The sequence below is a fragment of the Neorhizobium puerariae genome, from assembly GCF_042429745.1.
Taxonomy (GTDB): domain Bacteria; phylum Pseudomonadota; class Alphaproteobacteria; order Rhizobiales; family Rhizobiaceae; genus Neorhizobium; species Neorhizobium puerariae.
This window is the reverse complement of the sequence record NZ_JBHMAA010000024.1, coordinates 377,160-391,951: the sequence shown is the minus strand read 5'-3', so window position 1 is coordinate 391,951 and position 14,792 is coordinate 377,160. Positions and strand designations below refer to the sequence as shown.

General features: G+C 64.5%; 15 protein-coding genes. 8 read left to right on the top strand and 7 right to left on the bottom strand.

Annotation, left to right across the window (positions count from 1 at the left end; genetic code table 11):
* The first annotated feature begins 22 nt into the window (after nt 1-22).
* Complete coding sequence (locus tag ACFFP0_RS21585) at nt 23-325, top strand: alkylphosphonate utilization protein (protein WP_377264257.1); 303 nt, start codon at nt 23-25, stop codon at nt 323-325.
* Nucleotides 326-434: 109 nt separating this feature from the next.
* Here the strand turns inward: ACFFP0_RS21585 and ACFFP0_RS21580 are convergent, their stop codons facing one another.
* Nucleotides 435-2,003 (bottom strand): helicase HerA-like C-terminal domain-containing protein, encoded by a 1,569-nt coding sequence (locus ACFFP0_RS21580; RefSeq protein ID WP_377264256.1) that lies wholly within the window; start codon nt 2,001-2,003, stop codon nt 435-437.
* A 184-nt stretch (nt 2,004-2,187) separates the two neighbouring features.
* On the opposite strand from ACFFP0_RS21580, the gene ACFFP0_RS21575 reads away from it, so the two are divergent.
* The 3 genes from ACFFP0_RS21575 (at nt 2,188) to ACFFP0_RS21565 (ending at nt 5,441) form a co-directional block, all read left to right on the top strand.
* Nucleotides 2,188-2,577, top strand: a complete 390-nt coding sequence (locus tag ACFFP0_RS21575) for a hypothetical protein (protein ID WP_377264255.1) — start codon at nt 2,188-2,190, stop codon at nt 2,575-2,577.
* Nucleotides 2,578-2,932: 355 nt separating this feature from the next.
* A complete protein-coding gene (locus ACFFP0_RS21570) occupies nt 2,933-3,871 on the top strand; it encodes a magnesium transporter CorA family protein (protein ID WP_377264353.1) in 939 nt (312 codons plus the stop codon).
* Between the two features lie 175 nt (nt 3,872-4,046).
* The gene (locus ACFFP0_RS21565; RefSeq protein ID WP_377264254.1) at nt 4,047-5,441 is read left to right on the top strand and encodes a calcium-binding protein; all 1,395 of its coding nucleotides are present in this window, start codon (nt 4,047-4,049) and stop codon (nt 5,439-5,441) included.
* A gap of 59 nt (nt 5,442-5,500) precedes the next feature.
* On the opposite strand, the gene ACFFP0_RS21560 is transcribed toward ACFFP0_RS21565, so the two are convergent.
* From ACFFP0_RS21560 to ACFFP0_RS21545, 4 genes are all read right to left on the bottom strand, one after another.
* Nucleotides 5,501-6,811, bottom strand: coding sequence for an alpha/beta hydrolase (locus ACFFP0_RS21560; RefSeq protein WP_377264253.1), 1,311 nt, complete (start codon nt 6,809-6,811; stop codon nt 5,501-5,503).
* 190 nt (nt 6,812-7,001) lie between these two features.
* A complete protein-coding gene (locus ACFFP0_RS21555) occupies nt 7,002-7,829 on the bottom strand; it encodes an aldo/keto reductase (RefSeq protein ID WP_377264252.1) in 828 nt (275 codons plus the stop codon).
* A 383-nt stretch (nt 7,830-8,212) separates the two neighbouring features.
* Nucleotides 8,213-9,262: an aldo/keto reductase gene (locus tag ACFFP0_RS21550; RefSeq protein WP_377264251.1), complete on the bottom strand. Its 1,050-nt coding sequence runs from the start codon at nt 9,260-9,262 to the stop codon at nt 8,213-8,215.
* A gap of 24 nt (nt 9,263-9,286) precedes the next feature.
* Nucleotides 9,287-10,483, bottom strand: a complete 1,197-nt coding sequence (locus ACFFP0_RS21545; RefSeq protein WP_377264250.1) for an MFS transporter — start codon at nt 10,481-10,483, stop codon at nt 9,287-9,289.
* Between the two features lie 160 nt (nt 10,484-10,643).
* On the opposite strand from ACFFP0_RS21545, the gene ACFFP0_RS21540 reads away from it, so the two are divergent.
* The 3 genes from ACFFP0_RS21540 (at nt 10,644) to ACFFP0_RS21530 (ending at nt 12,863) form a co-directional block, all read left to right on the top strand.
* Nucleotides 10,644-11,537 carry a LysR family transcriptional regulator gene (locus ACFFP0_RS21540; RefSeq protein ID WP_377264249.1) on the top strand — a complete coding sequence of 298 codons (894 nt, stop codon included), beginning with the start codon at nt 10,644-10,646 and terminating at the stop codon, nt 11,535-11,537.
* An 85-nt stretch (nt 11,538-11,622) separates the two neighbouring features.
* Nucleotides 11,623-11,958, top strand: a complete 336-nt coding sequence (locus ACFFP0_RS21535) for a hypothetical protein (RefSeq protein WP_377264248.1) — start codon at nt 11,623-11,625, stop codon at nt 11,956-11,958.
* A gap of 239 nt (nt 11,959-12,197) precedes the next feature.
* A complete protein-coding gene (locus tag ACFFP0_RS21530) occupies nt 12,198-12,863 on the top strand; it encodes a trypco2 family protein (RefSeq protein WP_377264247.1) in 666 nt (221 codons plus the stop codon).
* Between the two features lie 18 nt (nt 12,864-12,881).
* On the opposite strand, the gene ACFFP0_RS21525 is transcribed toward ACFFP0_RS21530, so the two are convergent.
* Together ACFFP0_RS21525 and ACFFP0_RS21520 are read right to left on the bottom strand one after the other, a co-directional pair.
* The gene (locus ACFFP0_RS21525) at nt 12,882-13,541 is read right to left on the bottom strand and encodes a glutathione S-transferase family protein (protein WP_377264246.1); all 660 of its coding nucleotides are present in this window, start codon (nt 13,539-13,541) and stop codon (nt 12,882-12,884) included.
* A 142-nt stretch (nt 13,542-13,683) separates the two neighbouring features.
* The gene (locus ACFFP0_RS21520; RefSeq protein ID WP_377264245.1) at nt 13,684-14,397 is read right to left on the bottom strand and encodes a gamma-glutamylcyclotransferase; all 714 of its coding nucleotides are present in this window, start codon (nt 14,395-14,397) and stop codon (nt 13,684-13,686) included.
* Between ACFFP0_RS21520 and ACFFP0_RS21515 the strand changes: the two genes are divergently transcribed.
* On the top strand, nt 14,396-14,788 hold the full coding sequence (locus tag ACFFP0_RS21515) for a hypothetical protein (protein ID WP_377264244.1): 393 nt from the start codon (nt 14,396-14,398) through the stop codon (nt 14,786-14,788). The genes ACFFP0_RS21520 and ACFFP0_RS21515 overlap by 2 nt on opposite strands.
* Nucleotides 14,789-14,792 lie beyond the last annotated feature (4 nt).

Here is a 14,792-nt window from a genome sequence, read left to right as displayed (position 1 = left end):
CTTTGATCCGGGAGTACGTGCCATGGCCGCCAATGACGACGAATACGTTTATGACGAAGTGACGGGCGAATGGCGACCGGCTTCGGAACTGGCCGCCGCCGCGTCGCAGGCCGCCGAGGTGCGCGATGCGTCCGGAAACGTCCTCAAGGACGGCGATTCCGTCACGCTCATCAAGGACCTGAAGGTCAAGGGCGCCAACCAGACCCTGAAACAGGGCACGGTCATCCGGTCGATCCGGCTGACGGACAATCCGGAAGAGATCGATTGCCGCCACGACGCCATCAAGGGCCTTGTCCTGCGCACGGAATTCGTCCGCAAGCGTTGAGCCCTTCACCTCCCGTTCGAAAAAGGACGGGGAGCGGTGTGGCATTTCTTTCTCCCCGTGAAACGGGGAGAAAGCGGTCGGTAACCCCGATGAGGGCTTTTCCGCCCGGTTACCGCTTCAGGCTTCCGAGAATGCCGCGCACCAGCGCCCGGCCGAGCTGGGTTGCGACCGTGCGGGTGACGCTTTTCATCGCGGCCTCCACGATCGTCTCGCGCTGATAGCCGGAACGGCGCGGCTGGGCACGGCCCCGATCGTTGTCGTCGTCGGTGCCGAAGCCCGGCAGGGTCCAGCCGGTGGTCTCGCCGGAGCCGGCGGGGGGAGAGGGCTGCAACTCGTCCTGCGCCCGTTTGCCGGCGGCTGAATCGGCCGCATGCCTGGCCCGGGCCGCGAGCATTTCGAAGGCGGATTCGCGATCCACGTCCTCGTCGTAGACCCCCAGGACGGGGCTCTTGTCGAGCACCGACTGGCGTTCCTGGTCGTTGAGCGGCCCGATCCGGCCGGATGGGGGGCGGATCAGCGTGCGCTCCACCATCGAGGGAGCGCCCTTGCCTTCGAGCGTCGAGACCAGCGCCTCGCCGGTGCCGAGATTGGTGATCGCGGTGGCGCAGTCGAAGGCGGGGTTGGGGCGGAAGGTATCGGCGGCCGTCTTCACGGCCTTCTGCTCGCGCGGCGTATAGGCGCGAAGCGCATGCTGCACGCGGTTGCCGAGCTGCGCGAGCACGGTTTCCGGCACGTCGAGCGGGTTCTGGGTGACGAAATAGACGCCGACCCCCTTGGAGCGGATCAGGCGGACGACCTGCTCGATCCGCTCGATCAGCACCTTCGGGGCGTCGTCGAAGAGCAGATGCGCCTCGTCGAAGAAGAAGACGAGCTTCGGCTTGTCAGGATCACCCACTTCCGGCAGTTCCTCGAAGAGTTCCGAAAGCAGCCAGAGCAGGAAGGTCGCATAAAGGCGCGGGTTCATCATCAGCTTGTCGGCCGCAAGCACGGAAACCTGCCCGTAGCCGGTGTTCGGGTGCGTGCGCATGATGTCGGAGATCTTGAGCGCCGGCTCGCCGAAGAAATGCTCGGCCCCCTGCTGTTCGAGCACCAGGAGCGCGCGCTGGATCGAGGCGACGGATGCCTTCGAGATCAGCCCGAACTGGGAGGAAAGCTCGCTCGCGTTTTCCCCCATGTAGTTGAGCAGGGCGGTGAAGTCCTTCAAATCGAGCAGCGGCAGCCCGGCCTGGTCGGCGATCTTGAAGGCGATGTTGATCACGCCTTCCTGCGGTTCGGACGCGTCCATCAGCCGGGACAGCAGCAGCGGCCCCATTTCGGCGATCGTGGTGCGCACCCGGTGGCCCTTCTCTCCGAAGAGGTCCCAGAAGATCACCGGGAACTGCTCGAACTCGTAGTCCTGCAGGCCGATCTGCTCCGCCCGCTTCAGGAGGAAGTCCTTGGCCTCGCCCTTGATGGCGATGCCGGAAAGGTCGCCCTTGATGTCGGCGGCGAAGACGGGCACGCCCGCCTTCGCGAAACCTTCCGCCAGCACCTGCAGCGTCACCGTCTTGCCGGTGCCGGTGGCGCCGGTGACGAGACCGTGGCGGTTGCCGAACTTCAGTTCCAGATATTCAGCCTTGTTGAGCGAATCGTCCGGCTTGCGGCTGCCGCCGATGAAGAGCTTTGCCGTGTCGTCCATGCGCTTTCATCCGTTCATCGTAATGCTTTCGTAATGCCTTTATAAGGACAGAGCCGAACGGCAACAACGTCTCCGACGTTGATTCTGCCGTGAAAGTTGAAAAGCCGTGCCAGGTTGGGGCGGCTTGAGTTTGTTGCATAGTTGATTTACGTTGACGTGAACGTCAAAACTTGAGGAGAAGATGATGAACGAACTGGTTTCCCGAGTTGCCGAGAATGTCGGCATTGCCCCGGATGTCGCCGAAAAGGCGATGGGCATGATGCTTGGTTTCCTGCAGCGGGAGGCCGATGATGGCGCCGTCGCCCGGATGATCGAGGCCATCCCCGGCGCGACGGAGCTGGTGGCCCAGTTCAACGGCGAGGGAAGCGGCGGCGGCGGCCTGCTCGGCAGCCTGATGTCGAGCTTCGGCGGCGGTGTCATGGCGCTCGGCCAGCAGTTGATGAGCCAGGGGCTCGGCATGGGTGAGATCACGGCGCTTGCCAGGGAGACCATCGCGATCGCCCGCGAACATGCCGGCGACGAGATCGTCGACACGGTCGTGGCGTCGGTTCCGGGTCTTTCCCAGTTCGTTTGAGCCTGCGACGAAAGTACCCGCGGGGAGGAAGGCCCGGGCGGTCGAATAGCCCTTGACTTTTGGCCGCTTAAGGCACATTTCACCCTTGAAGGGACGCCCGTTCGTGGCGTCCTTGTTTCAAAGGACAAAGAGAGATGAACCCCGACAGTCGAAGTTCGACGTCAATATACCGACCCGTCTCTTCGGGGCTCTGATCCTTCTGAAAAGGATACGCGCTCCGGGGGGACCGATGGTCCGAAAAGGAGCCGTCATGCTGCGTATCCATGCCTATGACCTTGATCGCCTTGTTCCGGTCGCTTCCGATGCGCCGGTCGTAGCCCCCGTACCGGTTGCGGTGGGTGCGCTCGCCGTCGACATGCCTGCGGAAGCGTCGCCCGTTTCCGTCTGGTACGACCTGATCAATCCCACCCCGCAAGAAGAACGCGCCGTCGGCGAGTGTCTGGGCATTGCCGTGCCGACCATCGACGAGATGGAGGATATCGAGCTTTCCGCCCGTCTCTACCAGGAGGACGGCGCCGAGTTCATGACGATGACGGTCCTGACGCGGCCGGATGCCGGCACGCCGCGCAAGGTGCCCGTCACCTTCATCCTCAAGGGCCAGACCCTGGTCACCGTGCGCCATGCCGAGCCGCGTCCGTTCGACGCCTTCCTCGCACGCGCCCGCCGCCCGAACGGGGCGGGGCTGCATTGCGCCAATGGCGAGCTGATCATGACGGGCCTCGTCGAAGCGATCATCGACCGCATGGCCGATACGCTGGAACGGCTGGGCACCGAGATCGACCAGATTTCCCAGGAGGTCTTCAGCGCCAAGTCGGCCAAGGCGAACAACAAGACGCGCGACCTGCAGGAACTGATGCGCGAGGTCGGCCAGAAGGGCGAGTTCATCACGGTGGTGCGGGAAAGCCTCGTCAGCGTCAGCCGGGGTGTCGCCTATTACGCGGCGCTCGACGGCGTCGACCGCAAGCTGTCGAAGGAACTGCGCCAGCGGCTGAAGCTCCTGCAGCGCGACGCCACGTCGCTCGGCGATCATTCGGCCTTCCTGTCGGGAAAGATCAATTTCCTGCTGGATGCGACGCTCGGGCTGATCAATCTCGAACAGAACCAGATCATCAAGATCTTCTCGGTCGCCTCGGTGGTTTTCCTGCCGCCGACGCTGGTCGCCTCGATCTACGGCATGAACTTCGCCTATCAGCCGGAGCTGCAATGGCATTATGGTTACCATTTCGCAATTGTCGCGATGATCGTCTCGATGGCGCTGCCATACCTTTATTTCAAAAGGAGAGGCTGGCTCTGACCGGAGCGTTCCGGGACAGGTGAGGGAAAGGGCCGGCGGACGGTTTTGCTGCATCGCGCCGTCCGCCGGCGCCGGACGGCGATCCCGGCGCTTGAACGGCCCGTCCGCCGGCCTATGTCGCCTCAGGGGGTAAGCATGCCTGTAAACCCGATTCCTGACAGCGAAGGAAGACACGATGCCCACCTTGAGCAATGGCAGCGAGCTTGACGTATGGGAAGACATCGACAACCAGAGCCCGGACGCAATCCTCTTCAATATTACGGAAGCCGATGGCGACGTGCTCGGGTCGACCGGCGCGCGTGCGGACTATCCGTACGGATGGGTCGATCTCGCCTCGATCGACGTGTTCGACGGCTTCTTTACAGTCACCACCTTCACCAATGACGGCCGGACCGAGCTTTTCACCACGCTGGAAACCTTTGTTTTCGACAACGAAGGCAATTTCATCCGTGCCCTGTCCGCCCAGGCCGCCTATCTTTCGACGCAGGTGATCTCCGTCACGGCGGCCAGTCCCGACGACATCGCGGTGACGTGGCTCGGCGCCAACGAATATTACGGCGGCCAGAACACCCAGTACGGCCAGCACCGGATCGTCCTGGAAAACGGGGTGACCGGACCGGACACGTTCGTCAACCATGCGCCGGCCGTCAGCGATCTCGATTTCGCCCTTTCGCCCGGCGAGGCCCTGATCGACGTGCGGTTCAGCGCCTCCGACATCGACTATGACCTGTTGAGTTTCGTGGTGGTCGACGGTCCGGACCACGGCACGCTGGAGCAGGAGACGCAATATGACGCGGGCTACTATCCGTTCCCGCAGGGCAGTTACGGCGGCAGCCTGCACCATCACCAGTCCTACCTGAACGGCAATGTCTTCGACTATACGCCGGCCGCCGGCTTCATCGGCACCGACACGTTCACCGTCTATGCCACGGACGGCCAGGGCAACAGCAATCTGGCGACCATCACCATCACGGTCGAGCCGCCGGCGGAGGAGATCACCCTGACCAACGCCCGAAACGTCGTCAGCCATGCGGACGAGAACCATCCGGTACGGGTTGCGGCGCTCGGCGGCAACGACCGGATCACCGGCAGCCGCTTCGGCGACCGGCTGGATGGCGGGGCCGGCAACGACCGCCTCCGCGGCGGTGCGGGCAATGACGAGATCGTCGGCGGCGCCGGCAGGGATCGCATCCATGGCGGCGAGGGCAACGACATCCTGTCCGGCGGCGCCGGCCGGGATGTCCTGACGGGCGGAGAAGGCCGGGACACTTTCGTCTTCGACGTGCAGCCCGGTTGGGCAAACAGCGACCGGATCGTGGACTTTTGCTCCGCCGACGATGTCTTCCGGCTGGACAGCGCGGTATTCGCCGGGGTCGCCGCGGGCGTCCTGGATGCAGACGCCTTCGTGCAGGGCCGGGCCGCCCTGGATGAGAACGACCGCATCATCTACGACCGCTCCTCCGGTCGCCTGCTCTTCGATGCCGACGGTTCCGGCGATGCGGCCGCGGTGACGTTCGCCACCGTGAACCGCGGCACGGCGCTGGCCCCGGACGACTTCCATTTCGTCTAGGCGCGGCTCGCCGGGCGGCCTTGGGCATTGCCTGGGGCCGCCTGTCGCTGCGTCGTTTCCTACTCTCCCGCCACCCGTGGCTCGAAATCCATGATGAACCGGCAAGGCTCGTTGCCGTAGCGGGCGCTTGCCGCCTTGCAGCCGTCGGCGACCGACGCGCGGGTCGGCCTGTTCCCCTTGTCGATCCATTCGACCATGGCCGAGAAGATCGCCGCATACTGGGGTGTCGAGAGCTTGCTGTGCTGGTTCTCGTCCGTGAAGGTCTGCACCAGCAGGTCGGCATTGCCGGCCTTCGCCACCGTCTCGCGATACTGCGCCTCCAGTTCCACGAAAGCGGTCGGATCGTTCTTCGCATGCATCGAAATGGTGGGCAGCGCGATCGCGCCGGTCAGGTCCGCGTCATAGGCAAGCAGCCGCCGGGCCTCGGCATCGGCGGCGAACCGCTCCACGCCCCTGTTGAGGGCCGCGTCGTCATCCGAACCGGAATAGACGGTCTTCGAATTGTCGAACGGGTTCTTTCCATCGAGGCGCCGCCAGACGATGTCCTGGAAAAGGTTGGTCGCCCAGGCGAGATGCGCCACGAGGTTGCTTTCCGGCACCCTGGTGACGGCGAGGATGTTGGCGAGGTTTCTCGCCTGTTCCGGCGAGCGCCTGTCTTGCGCAAGCGAGATGCCGGTGCATTCGTCCACCCGTTTTTCGAGTTCCGCCCGCGGCATCCTGCCGTCCTTGGGAAGTCCCTGCCACACGGGATACTGCGTTTCTTCCGGGCGCGGGTGGTTCCTGCAGTAATATTGATAGACGGCGCGCAGGTCCGCGCGGAAACCGTAGGAGCCGGTGCCGCCGCCGAGCACGCCGCTCGTCAGCACCACGCCGTCGTAGTTCTTTCTGCCGTCCGCATCGAGCGCATGGAGTTCGGCGGCCTTGGCGGCCACGTTGCCGCCCCAGGACTGGCCGTGCAGCAGCGTGAGCCGCGGCTCGCCAAGCAGCTTGCGGGCGATCTTGCGGACGTTGCCGGTATCCTCGGCGGCCATGCGCACGCCGTAACCCTCGCGGCGATAGTTGGAGCCGGCCCAGGCATAACCCTCCTGCACGGTGACGGCGAACCGTTCGAGATCCTCGACCGGATCATCCGGCTTCGGCTTTGCGGTGCGTGGCCCGCCATGCGAATGCACGACGAGGATGCCGTTCCAGTTCTCCGGCCTGGCGATCCAGTAGAAAGCGCCGTTCTCGTCGGCGCCCGCGAAGCATTCGGTTCCCCGGGGAAGCGAGGCCGGGCAATCCTTCTTCTCCTGCCCCAGGGCCGGCAATGCCGCAGGCAGGGACATGACGGCGGCGAAAGCCACCGAAGCCAACAGTGTCCTGAAATACATGGAAAATTTCCTCCTACTCCACGACCCGAGGTTATTCCGGCCTGTGGAAGGGAGGCAATCGCCGCGGCGGCCGGCAATGCGGATCAGGCGCGATTCCGCACCTGCGAATGTTTCCCATTCCGCCCAACCGGGAATGGGGATGGGTGGAAAATCACCCATCCCTGGATTTGATGATCGTCAAATCTGAACATCAATCGTCCCAGTCGGGCGCGAGATGCCCCGGGTTGACGATGCGGCCATTCGGGCGGGCAAGGCCGTGGATCGCCTCCATCTCCTCCAGCGAGAGCGCGAAGTCGAAGACGTCGAAGTTCTCCGGCAGGCGTGAGACGTTCGCGGTCTTGGAGAGCGCCACGACGTCCTTCTGCTGCACGGCCCAGCGCAGCACGACCTGGGCCGCCGTCTTGCCGTGCCTTGCGCCGATCTCCTTGAGAAGCGGATCGTTCGGCACCTTGCCATCGGCCATCAGGTAATAGGCGGTCAGCGACATTCCGGTTCTGCGGGCTTCCTGCAGCACCTTCGTCTGGCGGAGATAGGGATGGTATTCGACCTGGTTGGTGGCGATCGGCGCATCCGAGAGCTTTACGGCTTCGGCCATCAGCGCCGCCGAGAAATTGGAGATGCCGATATTCCTCACCTTGCCGGCCCTGCGGACCTCGTTCAGCGCGCCGATCCGTTCGGCAAGCGGCACGTCGCTCTTCGGCCAGTGAAGAAGGAGCAGGTCCACGTAATCGGTCTTCAGCTTTTTCAGGCTTTCGTCGACCGAGGCGACGAACAGGTCGTGCGGATACTTGTCGACCCAGACCTTGGTGGTGAGGAAGATGTCGGCGCGCGGAATGCCCGATCCGGCGATCACGTCGCCGACAGCGGCCTCGTTGCCGTAGATCTGCGCGGTATCGACGTGGCGGAAGCCGAGCTTCAGGGCTTCGGGCAGCACGCGCAGCACATCCGCGTCCGGCATGCGGAAGGTGCCGAAACCGAGTGCGGGAATATTGGCGCCGTTGGCGCTGACTGTGAACATGGACAGAACTCCTGTGGAAAGCCCGGCTCGATTGTCGAAACGGCGCCGGGCAAATGAGGCCCATTACTAAATGGACCGACTCTGCAACGGATCAACCTCCGTCTTTTCGGAGGGCGATCGCATGTGGGGAACCGGGCAGGTGCCGCTTGCTCCCTCTTCTCCCCAGCGAGGCGATGAGGGGGTGTACGCGCGGCGAACGCAGCGCCGGCCTGTGGCTTCGCCCCTTCGTCCGGTCCTTCGGACCGCCTTTGTCGGGACGGGCCACGGGTCTTGCCCGTCCTTCGGACCCTCGCTGGGGAGAAGAGGCGCTTTGCCTGCCTCGTCATTCCACGGAGGCCCGGCACATCCTGCCCCGATGCGATTGCCCTGTTCCTTCTCGGGGACTACCCGGCGATGGGCGGGTTGAGACGGGCGAAGCCCTCCTGCCGCCGATAGGGGAAATGCGGATAGGGCGCGGTGACGGCGCTTGCCCGGTCGAGCTTTTCGACCTGCTCCTTCGTCAGCGACCAGCCGGTCGCGCCGAGGTTCTGGCGAAGCTGTTCCTCGTTGCGCGCGCCGATGATGACGGAGGAGACGGTGGGGCGGCTGACGAGCCAGTTGATCGCCACCTGCGGCACGGATTTTTCGGTTTCCGTCGCCACCTCTTCCAGCGCATCGACGACCTTGTAGAGCAGTTCGTCGTCCACCGGCGGGCCGAAATCCGCCGTCTCGTGCAGGCGGCTGCCTGCCGGGATCGGCCTGGTGCGGCTGATCTTGCCGGTGAGCCGTCCCCAGCCGAGCGGGCTCCAGACCAGCGCCCCGAGGCCCTGGTCCCGACCCAGGGGCATCAGGTCCCATTCGTAATCGCGGCCGACCAGCGAATAGTAGACCTGGTTCGCCACATAGCGGTTCCAGCCGTGCTTTTCGGCGGCGGCGAGCGATTTCATGATCTGCCAGCCGGAGAAGTTGGAGACGCCGATATAGCGCAGCTTGCCATCCTGCACGAGCCGGTCGAGCGTCGAGACGACCTCTTCCACGGGCGTCGAGGCGTCGAACGCGTGGAGCTGGAAGATGTCGATATGGTCGGTGCCGAGCCGCTTCAGAGCCGCCTCGACGGAGCGGATCAGCCGGTGGCGGGAGGAGCCCCAGTCGTTCGGCCCAGGGGCGTTCAAGTCACCTGTCGGCAGGCTCGCCTTGGTGGAGATCAGCACAGCGTCGCGCCGGCCCTTGATCGCCTGCCCGAGCACCTCCTCCGAGGCGCCGGCCGAATAGACGTCGGCCGTGTCGAACAGGTTGACGCCGGCTTCGAGGCAGATGTCGACGAGGCGGCGCGCCTCCTCGACATCCGTGGTGCCCCAGTGGCTGAAGAGCGGCCCGGAGCCGCCGAAAGTGCCGGCTCCGAAGCTCAAGACCGGCACTTTCAGGCCGGATGCGCCGAGATTGCGGTATTCCATGGCTGTGGCTCCTCTGTGAGCGGGTTATTCGGCGGGGCAGTTGAGGGCGGGGGAGCCGTCGATTGCGGCGCTGCGCCTGTCCAGCCGGATGGCGAAGAGCGCGACCGCCAGCGCCGCGAGCGGCACGAGGCCGGCAACCAGCGTGACCGCGCCGAGGCCCGGGCCGCGGTCGATGACGACGCCGCCGAGCCACGCGCCGATCGCATTGCCGAGGTTGAAGGCGGCGATGTTGAAGGACGAGGCGAGGCCCTGGCCGGCGCCTTCCGCCTTCTGCAACACCCACATCTGCAACGGCGAGACGGTGGCGAAGGCGGCGGCGCCGAAGAGGCCGATGGCGATCACGGCGGGCACCGGCTGGTGGATGGCGGCGGTCAGCGCCAGCAGCACGACGGAGAGCGCCACGAGGCTGCCGACGACGGTCGGCACCAGATGGCGGTCCGCAAGCCAGCCGCCGGCGAGGTTGCCGACGACGAGCCCGCCGCCGAAGACGAGCAGGATCGGCGAAACGGCGGCTTCGGAAAAGCCGGTGATCTGCGTGAGGATCGGCGCGATATAGGTGAAGCCCGCGAAGACGCCGACCCAGGAGAGCACGGTGGTCAGCAGGCCGAGCAGCACGGAACGGCGGCCGAGCACGGCAAGCGCGCCCTGTGAGGCTTCCTCCTCGTTGTCCGCGGCCTTGTCCCCGGGCACCAGCAGGCTGATGACGGCAAGGGCGACGATGCCGATCAGCGTCACCGCCCAGAAGGTCGCGCGCCACCCGAAGGCCTGGCCGAGCCAGGTGCCGAAGGGAACGCCGAGGATGTTGGCGACGGTAAGGCCCGTGAACATGATGGCGATGGCGGAGGCTTTCTTGTTCGGCGCGACGAGGCTGGTGGCGACCACCGAGCCGACGCCGAAGAACGAGGCATGCGCGAACGCGGTGAGAACGCGCGCCGCCATCAGCGTCCAGTAGTCGGGGGCGATCGCGCAGGCGAGGTTGCCGATGGTGAAGACCACCATCAGGCTCATGAGCAGCGTCTTCTTCGACCATTTGCCGGCGATCGCGCCGAGCAGGGGCGCGCCGATCACGACGCCGAGCGCATAACCGGAAATGAGCAGGCCGGCCGCCGAGATCGACACGCCGAGATCGGCGCTGACCTCCAGAAGCAGGCCCATGATGACGAATTCCGTGACGCCGATCCCGAAGGCTCCGGCCGTCAGGGCATAGAGTGCAAGTGGCATTGGTGCGGTCCTTGTCCTGGGGAGGAAGGGAATTTGATGCGGCGCAATATCCGCGCAGGCCACTTGCCTGTGTAGCCGCATAAGCGGATAATCATCTGTGAAACAAAGTCACAGATGGGGCGGACACGGCACGACGATCAAGGAAGAGCGAGGATAGACGATGGACAATCGCGCGGGAGAAATGGAGGTTTTCGTGCTCGCGGCGGAGCTCAAGAGCTTCTCGGCCGCGGGGCGCAAGCTGAAGCTGTCGCCGTCTGCCGTGAGCAAGCTCGTCACGCGGCTGGAGAACCGGCTCGGCACCCGCCTTGTCGTGCGCTCCACGCGCCTGCTGCAACTGACCCCGGAAGGCGAGACCTATCTGGCGCGCGCCCGGCGCATCCTCGCCGAAATCGCCGACACGGAGGAGGTGGTGGCCGGCGGCGGGCGCATGCTGCCGCGCGGGCCGCTGTCCATCAATGCCTCGGTCGGGTTCGGCGAGCGCTACATCCTGCCGCTTGCCGGCGAATTCCAGCGGTTGTTTCCCGATGTGCAGCTCGACGTGACGCTTACCGACGACACCGTCGACCTGATCCGCGAGCGGGTGGATATCGCCATCCGGCACGGCCCCTTGCGCGATTCCTCGCTGATGGCGCGAAAGCTCGGCGAAAGCCGGCAGGTGGTCATGGCCTCGCCCGGCTATCTCGATCGTCACGGCATGCCGAAAACACCGGCCGAACTCATCCATCACAACTGCATCAATTTCAATTTCCGCCGGTCGGTGGAAGGCTGGCCCTTTCGTGATCCGCAGACCGGCAGGCGTGACCTCCTGCCGGTTTCGGGAAACCTGAAGGCGAGCAGCGGATCGATCATCCGGCAGTTCTGCCTTGCCGGTCTCGGCATCGGCCGTGTCGGGCGCTTCCATGTGGAGCCGGATATCGAGGCCGGCCGGCTGGTGCCGGTGCTGGAGGATTTCAACCCCGAGGATATCGAGCAGATCCACGCCGTCTATGCCGGCCACGAGCATCTGGCGGTGCGCATCCGCACCTATATCGATTTCCTGGCGGCCCGGCTTTGACGACGGGGTGTGTCGTCAAAGCCGCATTCGTGCCACGCTTTGGCCGATTTTCTTGCGGAATCCGGCTGGACAGGAGATTCTCACCATGTCCGAACAACTGAACGAGATTCTTGCCCGCATCCATGCCGAGGTGAGCGCCGCTTCGGCAGAACGTCCGCATCTGAACATACCCATGGAAGACCTGCGGTTGCTGATCCAGAGTTTCGAGATCCTCCATTCGGAAAGGGAGGAGCTGCGGCGCAGGGTCGACCAGCACGAGGACGTGATGGAAGCCGTGACGGTTTTCATCGAGGCATACCGCGACAAGTACAAGAACTACGGCAGCGGCGGAGTGCGCCCGAGCGCGGTGCTGCGGCGCGAAGTCTGGAGGATCTGGGCGGCGATGAACGGCCATATCGTCGTAAACGACAGCGATTTCTAACCTTTCGGCCCGTGGCCGCGTGGGACGCGGATGATCGCGTCGACAGCGTTCCGCTTGTCACGGACGTCCGGTTCGCCTGGAGCAATCCCAGCAAAAGTGGGAACCGGTTTTGCGTCCGGAATTGCGTGGAAATAGAGAGATGGAGCATTTTAGGTGATTCCGTTTTTACCGGAAATGCTCTAGCTTGTGCATTCAGCGAATGCAGACTGCCGAATGATGCTCCAGGCCCGGGGGATGCCATGGCGTTGCAAGCTATCCTGAATGCGGTTCCGGTTGTCGTCGTGCTCGCCATCGCGGGCTTCGTCGCCTGGTATGTCCTGGGCAGGGCGGGCAAGCCCATGCCGGTGGTCGAGCAGTTCCCGCTGGAAAGTACGATCGGCGAGATCAAGGCCCAGTTGCGCAACCTCGAAGAGGGGGGCGGGGTCGGTTCGGGCCTTGAGCTCAAGGAGATCGGGATCGAGCTCCTTGTCCAGCAGGAAACCAAGCAGACGGGCGAGGCCGGCGTCAAGGAGATCAAGGTGCCGGTTTTCCAGAAGCCGAAGATCGACGCCAGCGCCAGTTTCGGCCGGACGGAAACCGGGGCTTCGAAGGTCACGTTGACGCTTGCGCCGGATTTCCCGCAGACGGACGGCGAGGCCTTCGCCGGGCAGCGGATCGAATTCGCAGCGCTCCTGATCGCGGTCCGCGAGGCGCTGAAGGCCGGCGTGAACGTGCCGCCCAGGCTCGGTGTCAAGGCTCTGGAGGTCGAACTCAGTTTCGTGCTGGTGCGGAGCACCGGCGCGAAAGGAAAGATCGAAGTCTTCATGGTTTCGGTCGGCGGAGAGGCCTCCCTGGAAAACAGGAGCAGCAACAAGGTGACGCTCAAATACGAGCATCCGGCGGCTTCGGCGACCAGACCGGCCTGATTGGCAGGCCGGGAGCTCTCAATCCCGGTCCGGCGCCCCGAGCGGGAAGAACGGCCGGTAGGGACGCGCCTCGTCGACCGCGCGGGCGAAGGAAGGCCGCGCCAGCAGCCGGTTGCGATAGGCCCGCAGGTTGCCGAAATGCGCGCCGATCCCATGCGTCCAGTCGGCGTAGAAGAGCGCCGGCGCAGCGGCGCAGTCGGCAAGGCTGAAGCCGCCGCCTGCGGCCCATTCGCGATCCGCCATGTGCCGGTCGAGCCAGCCATAGGCCGCATCCAGCATATCGCGCGCCTCTTGCACGCCGTAGGGGTCGCGCCTGTCTTCCGGCCGCAGCGCGTTGAAGACGACCTTCTGTTGCGGCGTGGAGATGTAGTTGTCGAAGAAGCGGTCGAGCATCCTGACCTCCAGCGCCGCGTCCGGAGCGTCGGGAACGAGCCGCACGGGGCCGGGATAATGCACCTGCAGGTATTCGATGATGATCGTCGCCTCGAAAACGGGCTTGTCCCCGTCCATCAGCATCGGAAAACGCTTCACCGGCCACACGCTGCAGAGTTCCTCATAGGCCGAGGGGTCCTCCGGCCCGAGCATGCGGGTGTCGAATTCGGTGCCGTTCTCGTAAAGGGCTGTCAGCACCTTCTGGCAATAGGACGAGAAGGGGTGCGAATAGAGGATCGGGCGCATGTCGGCCTCCCATAACCGATTGCAAAACGAAACCAGTATCGTATAGCTTAACTGATATTGATTTGCAACCGGTTTACAGGCCTGCCCTTGGCCGCGATCCGGTCTTCGCCCCTCTCGGGAGGCATGGCGCGTCCGGGAAAGATCAGGAGCCGAAGGCGGCGGGCGCCAGCGCCGGCGGCATGTGGAGCGCCCGGATTTCCGCGGCCACCAGTTCCTGCAGCCGCCAGAGGTTGCGGTCGCGGATGCCGAATTCGGCAAGATGCACGACGGTGTTGTAGAGATATTCGGCGCAGGAGCCGCGATGCCCGCAGGCGCGGGCGAGGACTGGCGCCACTTCGTGAAGCGGCAGCAGCGGACGGACGATCCGCTGGCTCGTTCCGCCGACCCAGAAGGTCAGCGCCCGCTGCGTTTCCCCGGATGCGGTCCGCACCGGCAGCCATCGCACCGAGGAAAGGCTGTCGAGATTGCTGATCTCCCGCCGCAGCGCCCTTTCGATCTGGACACGCTTTTCCGCGGCCGCCACCTGATAGATCACCCCGTCGCAGCGCCCGCCGCGCGACAGCATCATCATCAGCCCCGGCTGGGCCGGCGTGCCGCGACCGCGTTCGATCCTGAGCGAGAACGACCGGTGCCAGCCATAAAGGCTTGCGCGCGCGCTGGCGATGGAATCGAAGCCCGGTTTCCAGATCAGCGATCCGTAGGCGAATATCCACAGCGGTTCGTCGCCGACCTCTGCGGTCAGGCGGTCTGCCAAGAGCATATAGTCCTCGTCGCTGAGCGGCTCCCATGAGGGCGGCGGACCGGGGTCGATTTCCTCGCGGAAACAGAGGTCGACCAGTTCCTGGGTGAGCGACATGGCCCGGAAATTCAGCGAGGCAAGGGTTTTCGGCATGGTCCTGAACGGTTTTTCGGGCAAGGCGGCGAAAACGGCAAAACCGGAGAGTGCAGGCGGGTCCGGCGCAAGTCAATCCGTTTTGCTGCGCTGCCGTATAGACGCCCAGATGTTTTGCTGGATAAGGAATCACGGATTGTTTCCGGCTGAAACCTTTCCCGATCACTGGAGAAGTGGAGTTCCTGGACTGATGCGTTGGCTTTTCATTGCGGTACTGGCGATTCTGGTTGGTTGCATCCTGAGCATCATCTGGATGAATGATGACAGCAACTGGCCCCGGAGTGGCAACCGCGTCGATGGAACGCAGCCCTCGCAGCAGAATCCGCTTGTGCCGCCTCCGCCCACCAATCCGTGAGCGT